At 57.8% G+C, this 12033-nt stretch carries 9 protein-coding genes and 1 pseudogene; 7 read left to right on the plus strand and 3 right to left on the minus strand.

Going from position 1 to position 12033, the window contains the following annotated elements; all coding sequences use genetic code 11:
- The first annotated feature begins 25 nt into the window (after positions 1 to 25).
- From HMPREF3011_RS07305 to HMPREF3011_RS07320, 4 genes are all read left to right on the plus strand, one after another.
- The gene (locus HMPREF3011_RS07305; protein ID WP_070841341.1) at positions 26 to 886 is read left to right on the plus strand and encodes an ABC transporter ATP-binding protein; all 861 of its coding nucleotides are present in this window, start codon (positions 26 to 28) and stop codon (positions 884 to 886) included.
- A 112-nt stretch (positions 887 to 998) separates the two neighbouring features.
- Positions 999 to 2024: an ABC transporter substrate-binding protein gene (locus HMPREF3011_RS07310; protein WP_038628185.1), complete on the plus strand. Its 1026-nt coding sequence runs from the start codon at positions 999 to 1001 to the stop codon at positions 2022 to 2024.
- A gap of 116 nt (positions 2025 to 2140) precedes the next feature.
- On the plus strand, positions 2141 to 3877 hold the full coding sequence (locus HMPREF3011_RS07315) for an ATP-binding cassette domain-containing protein (protein WP_235191236.1): 1737 nt from the start codon (positions 2141 to 2143) through the stop codon (positions 3875 to 3877).
- Position 3878: 1 nt separating this feature from the next.
- A complete protein-coding gene (locus HMPREF3011_RS07320) occupies positions 3879 to 5723 on the plus strand; it encodes an amino acid ABC transporter ATP-binding/permease protein (protein ID WP_070841342.1) in 1845 nt (614 codons plus the stop codon).
- 46 nt (positions 5724 to 5769) lie between these two features.
- On the opposite strand, the gene HMPREF3011_RS07325 is transcribed toward HMPREF3011_RS07320, so the two are convergent.
- On the minus strand, positions 5770 to 7065 hold the full coding sequence (locus HMPREF3011_RS07325) for an alpha/beta fold hydrolase (protein ID WP_070841343.1): 1296 nt from the start codon (positions 7063 to 7065) through the stop codon (positions 5770 to 5772).
- A gap of 15 nt (positions 7066 to 7080) precedes the next feature.
- A complete protein-coding gene (locus tag HMPREF3011_RS07330) occupies positions 7081 to 8175 on the minus strand; it encodes a trimeric intracellular cation channel family protein (protein WP_038628175.1) in 1095 nt (364 codons plus the stop codon).
- A gap of 57 nt (positions 8176 to 8232) precedes the next feature.
- Here HMPREF3011_RS07330 and HMPREF3011_RS07335 point away from each other — a divergent pair.
- The 3 genes and pseudogenes from HMPREF3011_RS07335 (at position 8233) to HMPREF3011_RS07345 (ending at position 10663) form a co-directional block, all read left to right on the plus strand.
- Positions 8233 to 8829: pseudogene (locus tag HMPREF3011_RS07335) on the plus strand (HD domain-containing protein).
- Between the two features lie 170 nt (positions 8830 to 8999).
- Positions 9000 to 10034, plus strand: a complete 1035-nt coding sequence (locus tag HMPREF3011_RS07340) for an NADP-dependent oxidoreductase (RefSeq protein WP_168168156.1) — start codon at positions 9000 to 9002, stop codon at positions 10032 to 10034.
- Between the two features lie 95 nt (positions 10035 to 10129).
- The gene (locus HMPREF3011_RS07345) at positions 10130 to 10663 is read left to right on the plus strand and encodes an LURP-one-related family protein (RefSeq protein ID WP_246821465.1); all 534 of its coding nucleotides are present in this window, start codon (positions 10130 to 10132) and stop codon (positions 10661 to 10663) included.
- 29 nt (positions 10664 to 10692) lie between these two features.
- Here the strand turns inward: HMPREF3011_RS07345 and HMPREF3011_RS07350 are convergent, their stop codons facing one another.
- Positions 10693 to 12018, minus strand: coding sequence for an MFS transporter (locus HMPREF3011_RS07350; protein WP_222867186.1), 1326 nt, complete (start codon positions 12016 to 12018; stop codon positions 10693 to 10695).
- Between the last annotated feature and the right edge of the window lie 15 nt (positions 12019 to 12033).

Below are 12033 nucleotides of genomic sequence, written 5' to 3' on the forward strand. Positions count from 1 at the left end.
TTCTTCGGCAAGGTGGTCGCCAGTCATGAGTCAGCAGACGCAAAATCTCACTGACCACGTCACTAAGCCAGACACCGACAGCACCGCGCTGCTGCGGGCTACCGACCTCAGTGTCGGTTACCGCAATCGGACCGTCGTAAGTGGCGTGAACCTTGCTATTCGACCTGGCGAAGTCCACGGCATCATCGGCTCCAACGGCACCGGAAAATCCTCCTTGCTCCGTGCTATGGCTGGCATTGTGACACCGAGTTTGGGGCAGGTTGAGCTCCTCGGCACGCCGCTGACGAAGCTTCGTGCCCACGAACGCGCCACTCGATTGGCGTACCTGCCACAGCACACACCGGCCGATGCTGCTATTGACGTTCGAACTGTCGTGGCACTCGGCAGGTACGCGCACCACCGTCGGCGTGACCGTTTCCGCAGCTCACTAAACTCCACGGACCACGACATCGTCGCCTACGCGCTAGACCGCGTCGGTGTCACCGCACTCGCCGACCGCCCTATCACGGCTCTGTCCGGCGGGCAGCGGCAATTGGTGTTCATCGCAAAGCTATTGGCACAACAGGCCAAGGTCATGCTTTTCGACGAACCCACTGCGGCCTTGGACATCGGGTTTCAGCTGGAAATCCTCGAGCTCCTCGGCGAGCTTGCCGACGAAGGCCACGGTATCGGAGTCGTCCTTCATGACCTCAACCTCGCGGCCCGCAGCTGCCACCGGCTCAGTGTGATTCACAACGGCGGATTGGAAGTCACTGGTTCCGCCGAAGCGGTGCTAACACCTCCCCGAATAGATGCGATTTATCGCATCTCCAGCGCTGTCGATACCGATCCGCATACCGGTTCGGTGCGAGTGACGGCGTTGGCTCGGGCTCGCCCGGCTGACTGATTGCGGCTAACTGATTCAGACTGACTGATTCAGACTGACTGATTCCAGCTAGCGATAACGCAACTGAAAACTTTCCCGACAATCAAAACTCAACATTCAAGGAAGTACTTTCGTGTTTTCACCAACTTCTCCTATCTCTGCCTTGAAGCGAAACTCTAAAAAGGCCTTCGCTCTGCCGTTGATTGCAGCGCTCCCACTCGCTGCGGTCGTCGCCTGTTCCTCTTCGGAGGAGGCGTCGCAGCAGCCGTCGTCAAGCGAAACTTCGACAAACCAGCAGGCGCAGTGGCCGCGGACTGTGACAGTCGGCGACCATGACGTTACGGTGCAGAGTCAGCCGAAGCGCATCGTTGCACTGTCGACCGAGGTTGCAGATCTGGCGCTGGAACTGGTTGGGCCAGAGCGTGTCGTCGCGGTGACGAAGAACGCGCTCGATGAGACCTCTGGTAATCAGGTTGAGCTGGCGCGTAAGGTGCCTAATGCAATTGCCAACTCCACGAAGCCGGATCCGGAGCAGATTCTGTCCTATGAGCCGGACATGGTGTTGATGACTAGCCGCCATGATCAGGAGCAGTCGGCAAGCAAGCTGCTGGGCGCCAGCGATGTTCCGACCGCTGCGTTTTCCAGCAGTGATTTCGCTTCGCCGAAGGCGCTGGCAGAATCGGTGACCACGCTCGGCAAGTTGCTGGGAGCTGAGGACAAAGCGGCCGAAATGGTTGCCAAGATTGAATCGGAAACCGAAGAGATTCTCTCGGGAATTGATTCCACAACTAAGCCAAAAACGCTGGTCCTGTTTGCCCGCGGTGGTCAGAAGATGATTATGGGAATGCAGTCGGCGACGACGAATCTCGTTGAGCTGGCCGGTGGCGAGCCGATTTCGCCAAAGGGCAAGCGCCCGGGTGCCGTTCCCGCTGATCCGGAGACAATTGTGCAGCTCAATCCGGATGTCATTTTGATTCAGGATTTCCACGGACAGGGCAAGGCTCCATTCCAGGAGTTGCTGGATAATCCGGCGCTTGCCGACGTCGCTGCGGTCAAGAATGATCGAGTGCAACTGATCGATGCGAAGACGACCTCTGGCACCGCCGGAATGCACATGCCCGATGGACTGCGTGAGATCGCTGACGCGCTGGCTAAATAGAAGATAGGTTTCACGTCGCTATGTGGATTCATGAAGCACTGACTTCGCCTCCCCGCGGAATGCACTGGGTTTTGTTATCCAGCTGGGGGCGTAGCTTTTCCTTCGCTCTCAGTGCCGTGTCTCTTGGACACGCGCTCGATGCTCTCAGCAGTTTGCACGGCGGTATGACATTCACCAGTGGCGGCAATTGGTTTGGGGATTGGGGGCTTCATGAATCCCTGGCCGCTACAATTGTGGCGGTCATTCTAGGAAGCCTCTGTGCTTATGTCACCGAGGCACTACCACCACGGCTAGCTGGGGAGCAGGAAAAGCTGTGGCGCTCGCATGTGGTTGGCAGTGTGCTGAAGCCGGAGTTTTCTGCTCCTGAACAGGCCACGAAGCACGCACATGGAAAAGGGCACGGTGGCGGGAAATCCGGTCACGCACACCGAAGCGCCTCTAACACTGGCGAGGGCCTACTCTTCGATGCAGCGACCGCAAGCGTCGAACAGACCGCGAATTACCGAGCGACATTTCTCGCTCCCACGTTGGCCTCGTTTAGTGCTCCACTGATTATTTTGGTGGTCTGGGCTTTGTGGGTGGATACGAAAACCGCCTTGTGGCTGGCACTATTTTTCATTTCCACGCCGTTGATCATTATTGGGGCTGGAAAAATCCTGCGGAAATCCAATGCGACGTATCGCCGAAAGCAAGCGAAGGCCACACATGCGTATTTGGAAATGCTCGAAGGGCTGGGCACATTCAAAGTTCTTGGAGCAATTGACCGGGTCATGACGCGTTTTGCCAGCCAAACTCGCACCGCGATGGCTGAGCTCACCGCCCTGCTCGCCCGCAATCAGCTGATGATTATTGTCAACGATGCTGTTTTTGGAATTGCAATGTCGACTACAGCAATCGGCCTTGTCCTGCTGCGTTTACAGGCCGGCGCAATCAGCGTAGGCACTGCTCTCGCAGGTGTTTTTCTATCCGTTCTGCTCTACGAGCCCGTTAATCGTGTCGGTCGGACCTTCTACATCGGACTCGGTGGACGCACCCATCGAAATGGAATTGTGGAGATGTTCGGTGAACCTCCAGCTGAAGCGTCCACAGCCGCAACAGCGCATTCCACCGATGCCTCCGCGCCGCAGGCACCGCACGCACAGCACGCACCGGAGATTTCCCTCCGCGATGTCAGCGTTGACATCGGCGAAAAGCGCATTCTCTCCGATATCAACCTGACAATTCCAGCCGGCAGCAGAGTCGGCATCGTTGGCCCCAGCGGTTCCGGAAAAAGCACACTCCTGCGTGTACTCGCAGGCCTGCAGCCACATTCCGGGGAAGTCTCCCTCGACGGCCACGCTCTTTCAACCCCGGAGTTGCTCGCCAACTCGCTACTCATCTCCCAGCAACCAGCCATTTTCGGCACCACCGTCGCGGACAATCTTCGCATCGCATGCCCGGACGCAACGGCCGTCGATATGCGAAAAGCACTTCGCGACGTGCACTTACTCACCGAAATCGAACAGCGCCCTGGTGGTCTCGATTCGGAAGTCGGCGATCAGGGCAATTGGCTCTCGGGCGGGCAACGACGCCGCCTGGCCATTGCGCGTGGTCTGCTCGGTACTGCTCCGATTGTGCTTCTCGACGAGCCGACAGCGGACATCGATCGCCGGACGGAAGGTCTCATCAAGGAGTCCTTGACCCGCCTCGCTGAAGGTCGCACGAGCATCATGGTCGCTCACCGAATGGAGGCACTATCGGACGTTGACCTGGTCATTGTCGTCGCTGAAGGCCGGATTGTGGCTGCGGGCAAACCCGACGAATTGAGCACAAGCAATGAGTATTACGCACGGGCGCTGACCGAGGAGAGCTGACATGAACAACATCATCTGGTTGCTGCGCTTTTCCGCACAGGCTCGCGGGGCGCTCAGCGCATCTATCCTCGCACGCGTGGTTGGGCACATACTGGGTGCATTAATGCTGGCCGTGCCTGCCTGGGCAATTGCCACAATTGCGCTGTTGAAGTGGGACGCAACCGGCTCGTCGCAAAGCAAGGGCATGACGTGGACCTGGGCGGTCATTGGCGTGATTGCGGGGCTGGCGCTGCTGAAAGCGATTCTGCGGTATGTCGAGCAGTACCTCGGACATTTGGCGGCATTTCAGCTGCTCGGCGAGCTGCGACTGTGGATCGTCGAGCGCCTTATCCCGCAGGCGCCCGCGATAACCGATGGGCTGGGTACTGCCAGGATCCACACGATTGCGATTCGTGATGTTGACCGTGTGGAAGTCTTCTTTGCGCACACAATTGCGCCTGCGGTGACGGCCGTATTAATTCCTCTGCTGGCAGTCGTGACAGCGTCATTGACTGCCGGAGCACTGCCTACGATTGTTCTGGCACTGACCTTTGCGGTTGGCTTTGTGATTGCGCTCGCAGGCGCTAAGAAGACGACGGCGGAGGCCTCCGCAACGAACTCCACACGCACGGAAGTTGCGCAGTATATCGCCGATACACTGCGACTTCGGGAGGAAATCCTCATCTACGGCGCAGCCGAGCAGCGGCTGCGGGGACTGCGCGAGCTCGACGAGCAGCTCACCCAGAAGATGCGTGCAGGCGGCAAGCGGGCTGGACTGCGCTCTGGTGCGACTGGGCTTCGGATTTGGGGCGGCAGCATCGCTGTCTTTTGTGCTGGTATCCCGGCGCTTTCAGCCGATCACCGCATGCTGCCCGCAGTTTTGGTGGCGACGTCCCTGGTGGCGGGAACAGCTGCATCGATGGATTCGATCGAGCGCCTGGCATCTTCTCTGCCAGCAGGGCTCAATGCAGTCACTCGGATTAGGGAGCTGGCCGCGCAGCCACCGACTGTGGAAGAACCGCGGCAGCCGGAGCAGCTGGAGATGCCGAATCAGTTTGAACCGCGACATGCGCAGGGCGCCCGGGCCAACTCCGCCGACCCTGTCCCTGCCCTCGAACTGAGCGATGTCAGCTATCACTACCCTGGCGCCGATAACCGTGCGCTGACCAAGATCAATCTGCGCATTGCCACAGGCCAGTTCATCGGTGTGGTCGGCCCCACCGGTTCGGGCAAGTCCACGCTTTCCCGGCTAATCCAACGGCATGTCGATCCGGATGCGGGAGAGGTCATCATCAATGGTCACAATGCCCGTGACCTCGGCTCAACCAATGCCTGCCGAGCTGTTGTTGTCGCAGATCAGAATCCTTTTCTCATGGAGGCCACTGTCGCTGAGAACTTGTGTCTCGGCGCACCTGATGGCTGCGAGGTTCCCGAATCGCTGATGCACTGGGCACTCGAACTCGCTGCCATCAACCCTGCTGAGCTACCGCTGGATAGGCCCATTGGCCGCCGCGCGCAGCGGCTTAGCGGTGGTCAGCGTCAACGTCTGGCGCTGGCTCGCACCTACTTACGCGCGGTACTTGCCGACGGTTCCGTGCCCAACGGCCCCGGTGCCAACCTCGCCGGAAAGATTGTCATTTTCGACGAAGCCACCAGCCACCAGGATCCACTGACGCAGGCTCGTATCGTCGACAATGCCCGCGCATGTGGCGCGACCTGCATCTTCATTGCACACCGGCTTCAGACTCTGACCGAGGCCGATGACATCCTGGTCATCGAAAACGGCCAACTCATCGAGTGCGGCACTTATGACAACCTCTTGAGCGCCGACGGCGCCTTTGCTCGACTTGCGCGCGCAGAGGTCTAGGCTCGGTCGAGCTCACCGCGCTAAGACTCAGCGCTCGGATACTCGCCTAGTGATCCTCGACGAGCTCGCGGAGCCGCGCAAAGATTGCCGCGCCATCGTGGCGAATACCGTCATGCTGGAATGCATTGGTCACATGTGGTCGCAGATCTCGGTAGCAGTTGGCTGTCCCCATCGAGTAATCGAACGGTACGAAAATGTCGTCGAGATAGATCGCGGCTGCCGAGGTCGGAGCGTCGGCAAGCAAGCGCGCGGAATCATACGGCGAGTTTTCCCAGGTGTGCTGCGCCAATTCTTCGGCCTTTTCCTTGAAAGGAATAAGCGCGGGGTCTTCATCGAATTGCCAGGGGAAAATGTGCTCACCGGTGAGGTAAAACGGCTCGTCTCCTGCGGGATTGGCATTTTCTTCGAAACCTGGAATTTCCTCGCGAATGCGGTGAGCTGCCCAATTGGTTGTGGGCTGCTCCCCGACACCGCCATAAATGGATTCGTGAATCGCGGCGTATAGCGGCCCCTCGGCGAAACTCACGCGGGATCCGACATCGGCTAGGAAATCAATGCGCAATTGCTTTTCGCCATTGCGAATGTGGAATGGCTCTTCCAACAAATACGCCAGATTATGGAATCCATCTCCGCGGCCCAATTCAATTCCGATGGTTCGGAATCGGCGAGAACTCAGACGCTCACCAGTGGGGAGAGTTTCTGCAGATTGCTCCAGGTGCGCGCAGATTTCTCGAATGCGATTCTCCACCCACGGGTATTCGCGATAAAAGCGCTCGTGGCGGGTGCGCAGCTTCGCATATGTCGTGCGATAAAGGTCGTCAGCGCCACGATCCAGAACGGGCAAACCACCCGTGAGGTAAGCGTGCTCCACGGATTGCGGATAGCGGCTGAGATATGAAGTAATGCAAAAACCACCAAAGGACTGCCCATACAGTGACCATCTCGCAATGCCCAAATGCTTTCGCAATGCTTCCGCATCTTCGACAATGTATTCCTGACGCAATTGCGCAAGCCGCGCGCCCGGAATATCCGCAATATTGGCCGCATCAATTCGATGCGAGCGCCCCGTGCCACGTTGATCCAAAAGAATCACGCGGAATTCCTTCAGCGCCTCACCAATTACTCCGCTAGTTCCCACCGGACGCGGTGCCGGGGAGCCTGGACCTCCCTGCAAATAGACAATTGCCGGCGCGTCCTCATTTCCTGGCGCACAGATCTCCCTTGCGAAGAGCTCAAATGTCGCAGCATCCGCAGCCCCGGTAAAAGGATCCCAGGGAACCTCAAGGGTGTGTTCCTTAATAATGTGCCCAAAATGCCTGCTCGCAGTACTCGTCGATGCCATGTCTCTACCGCTCCTCTAATCCCGCTGGTCGTATTTCTTCATTAGCTTTGCGACGAGCAAATCGGTCGCCTCATCGTCAGCAAGAATTTGATCCAACATCTCCCGGTATTCCCGCTGCCGCAGCGCAGTATCTTCCCCGTAATCGTCATAGGAATCGCCGGATAGGTCCACACCGAAATTGGATTCATCGCTTTCGTCTTGCTCTGTCTCCTGTTGTGCCGACGGAACTTCCAGATCCGCTGGGAAGTCCGCATTGAACTCCTCCAGGAATTCCTCCGCGTTGGCCTCTGCGTCGGAACGCGATACTCCCCTATCGACCTCAGCCTGAATGCGACGCTGCAGCGCCTTTTCCATCTGGCGGTGGCGCCAACTGCGCAGGCGCGCGGGCTCGAAGCGTCGACCGACCTCACGGCTCTTGCCCTCTGCGCGACGCGCGAGGACCGCAATCTGCGACGCGGTGTCGTTCAATGGTGCCCACTCAGAGCGTGCCGATACGCGCCAATTGCCCCAGTACCCCAGCAGCGACAGCAGAATGCTGACGACGGGACCGACGACCATGGACACGGCCATAAATCCCAGATGGTGGCCTCCGATGACAATAATTGCGCAAGCCACGGCGGGGATGACCGTGGGCTGATTGCCGCCGAAAACAGCGGGTACCCGTCCGGTAACAATGTCACGAATCATGGAACCGCCAGTGGCTGTGAAAACGCCCATCATGATGCACGGCAGAATGGGCAAGCCATACGTGACACCTTTGACCGTTCCCGTAGCGGCCCAAAGACCCGAAACCACAGCGTCACCGTGGACCTGAACGTATTCCCAGGTCTTACCTTTGAAATAGAAAAATCGCGCGATAAGTGCACCGGTGAATGCCAGGATTAGGTACTCCGGCTGACTCATTGCGGCGACGGTGCCCTGGTTAATCAGAACATCGCGAATCATGCCGCCACCCAGTGCAGAGAACAGTGCAATAAAGAAGAACCCGATGATGTCGTAGCCTCGTTGCCGGGCGATGGTGCCACCGATGATGCCCATGAGCAGGACACCACTGACATCGGACCACCGGTACATCGACTCGATGAGCGGATCTACTTCTGCGACGTTCATGATGTTCAAGCTTAGACGCTGCTATTTTTCATGCATCAACGAAAGGTCGGGATACCCATGGAAAACGCTGACACCTTTGCTTCGACACGCCCCAGTGGCAGGCTCATGCGCGGCATCGCAACTGCTTCCCGCGCGCACGATGGGCACTACCGAAAGGGATCTGGCGTTCCCTATATCAGCCATCCAATGGCGGTGATGTTGATTGCGGCGAGCGTGACTAACGACGAAGACGTGCTGTTGGCAGCCCTCTTCCACGACATTTTGGAAGACGTGCCGGAAAACTACTCACGTGCCGAGATGGAAGATGAGTTCGGACCTCGCGTGGTTGAGATTGTCGAGGGCGTCACCAAAGACTCTTCCCTGCCCTCCTGGCAGGAACGCGCCGATGCCTACCTGGAGCAACTTTCTCGTGGCAGCGCGGAGTCAATCATCGTGGCCGCTGCGGATAAGTTCCACAATCTCAACCAGACTCTGGAGGATTTGGACCGCGATGGCCACGCCTTGTGACAACGCTTTCGGTCAACTCCGAGCCAGCAATTGTGGTGGTACACGAGTGTCCGCAACGTAGTCGCCGAACGACTGCCCGACATGCCTCTGTTGGACGACTTGGACGTTCTAATTGAGCGCCTCGATTCCTGGGTACAGGAGACTTAACCTGCGATTTCCCAATCGCTTTAAGCTATAAAAACATATCCAGGCATAGCCTGAACCACTCCGGCAACGGTACAGTGGCAGCCTACGTGGCTCGGATATTTATCACGATATAGAGGCCACGCAACAACAATCCGACAATAGATCCAGGAATACGCAACAGGAGAAAAACAGTGACTTCCACTGATGCATCGTCCACAACCGAACTGCCCACCACCACTCAGCAGTGGGTTCTAGCTTCCCGACCGACCGGCCTGCCGACTGACGAGAATTTCCGCCTCGAGACCGTCGATTTGCCAGAGCTTAACGACGGCGACATTTTGGTAGCCAACTCGGTCGCTACCGTCGATCCCTACATGCGTGGCCGGATGAACGACACCAAGTCGTACGTTCCTCCTTTTCAGCTTGACCAGCCAATGACTGGCGGCGCTGTGGGCACTGTCCTTGCGTCCAAGTCGGATAAGTTCCAGGTTGGCGACGCTGTCCGCCACTCTTATGGCTGGCAGACCAATGCTGTTATTGCCGATTCCGAGGCAACACCGGTTGACCTCAACGTTGCACCGGCTGCTGCCCACCTGGGCATCCTTGGTCTTACTGGACTTACTGCTTACGTTGGCCTGACTGCTGTCGGAGAGATGAAGGAAGGCGACGTCGTCTTTATCTCTGGCGCTGCTGGTGCGGTCGGCTCGGCTGCTGGTCAGTTCGCCAAGCAGATGGGCGCAGCCCGTGTCATTGGCTCCGCCGGCTCGGACGAGAAGGTTGAGCGTCTACTCGAACTCGGCTTTGATGCCGCCTTCAACTACAACGACGGCCCGGTTGCAGAACAGCTGGCAAAGGCCGCTCCAGAGGGCATTGACTTCTACTTCGACAACGTCGGTGGCGACCATCTCGAGGCAGCCATCGGCGCGATGCGCACCTTTGGCCGCGTTGCTATGTGTGGCGCAATCTCCCAGTACAACAACACTGGAGCTCCGACCGGACCACGTAACTTGGCTCTGGCGATTGGCGAGTGCATTACTCTGCGCGGCTTCGTCTTGGGCAAGTACCTGCACCTGGCAGATGAATTCCAGGAGCGAATGGCTCCGCAGGTCGTCAGCGGTAAGGTCGCCTACGATGTCACCACTCGCCACGGTATCGAGAACATGCCAGCTGCATTCCTCGAACTGTTTAGCGGAGGCAATACCGGCAAGATGGTCGTAGAGTTCTAAATAACTGTCATCGAGTTTGGAGCTAATTCGTGAACACACAGAAACCTCGACTGCTTACGACCGACACACTGCTAGTTCAAGAAACACGCAACGTTATGCGCAGTGAATACTCTATTTTCGATGACAACGGCACCCAGATTGCCCAAATTACCCAAGCAGGATCACTGGGTCGACGCATGTTGGGCATCGGTGTCAAGTACGACATCTTCGATATGGACGAGGATGGCAAAGAGGGCGACAAGCTCCTCACCATCACCGACCCCGCGAACGTTTTCGGCGACACATACAAGGTTCTCACACCCAACGGCGCTAAGATCGCCACAGCCAAGACCAAACGATTCAGCCTAAAATCACGGCTAACTTTGTCCGTCAAAGGGCTTTCCGACGTCGATGTTGACGGCGGCTTCCGCGGTAAAAATTACGCACTGACCAGCAAGGGACGCCCGATTGCGAAGATTGACCGGAAGTACCGTGGTCTCAAAGGCGCTATTACCGGCAAGGACACGTACGCTCTGCATTTGGAGCCGAACTTGAACAAGGAAACGCGGGCTGCGGTGATCGGTACTGCGCTGGTTATTGACATTGTCAGGCGCAAGAACGATGAGGCTGTAGCGGTTAGTGTGAGCTAGCGCTTCCGCCTTGTTAAAGAACTGCCCTGCTAAGGCGTCACCTTGTGCGGCGCCGAGACTTCCTTCAGCCTGCTGGACATAGCGACACCAACCAGTCCCATTAGTGCCAGGAAGATTAAAGCTGCCGCAGGGCCGAAGCTGGCGATAACACCCGAAAGCGCACCGACGATGAGCAGGACAACGCCCATGATGGTGTTGGCTGCTCCGACATACTCGGTGCGCTTGTCTCCTTCTGCCATGTCCACAACATAGGTCGAACGAGCCACGCGAACACCGGCGTGGACGACGGACATCGCGAAGAAGCCGAGCGGGAAAATCCAAGCGTTCGCACCGGCGGAAAGCCAGTGAGCACTTGCGACCAACAAAAAGAGAACAATAGAACCGACCAGCGAAGAGTAGGTCAACACCTTCTTCGAGGATTTATCCGACCAGATTCCGGCGACTTTTCCACCAACCAAAGAGGCGAAGCCTGCGGCGAGCATGAAGATACCGACATTGGCGCTTACTCCCCCGCCGCTACCGTCAGAGGCTTCCAGATCAGCTCCCACCTGTGCACTTAGGGTTACGATGAACGACGTGGATAATGCTGTGACCAGCAACAAACTACGGACGATCACAAAGTCGCGGAAGTTCTTATCCTCTTTAAAGAGCCGCCAGGTGTCCTGCCACCAGGTTTTATTCGGTTCTTCCTTGTCCCCCTCGTTGGTGGGCTCAACAATCCCACGGAAAATCAAAACTGCTGCTACCCACGACAGTGCCGCAACAAAGATGAGCCCCGCCACGATTGGTTTGGTGACGTTGTCGCGGATAATCCACAACACTGCACCAACAATAATTGCGGCGACACCGCCCAACATCGCAGCTCGGCCACTAATCTGCCCGCGCTGCCCCTTCGGAATCGTGCGGCCCTGGACATCCTTTGAGGCCATCGAGCACAGGGCTCGGGCCGTTGCAAAGCCTGCAAGCGCGACGATGACAGCGACGCCGAGCGCGGTGCCTTCTAGGAACAACGCAGCCAGACCAATCAGCGCTGCTGCGATGGCTTGCCCCAAAGCACCAGCGATCCAGACGGTTGTGCGGCGCGGGCGAGATTTCACCCAAGGTGTGAGGGCGGCCTGCGGAAGCATCGAACCGGACTCGCGCACCGGCACAAGCATGGCGATGAAGAAGCCCGGCGCGCCAGCCGAATGCAGCAGCCATGGCAACAGCGTCTTCGCCGCGACGATTTGATCGCCGATATTCTGTAGTCCGTTCGCCCAAACGTAACGCTTGGCATTCGCGCGGGCGTGTTTTTGCACCGACTCTGGGGTGTTCCCTGCGTCCGTGGGTTTGTCAGCTTCCGAGCTATCAGTCATGGCTCTCACGCTACC

Source organism: Corynebacterium sp. HMSC074C04, assembly GCF_001838295.1.
Classification (GTDB): Bacteria; Actinomycetota; Actinomycetes; order Mycobacteriales; family Mycobacteriaceae; genus Corynebacterium; species Corynebacterium amycolatum.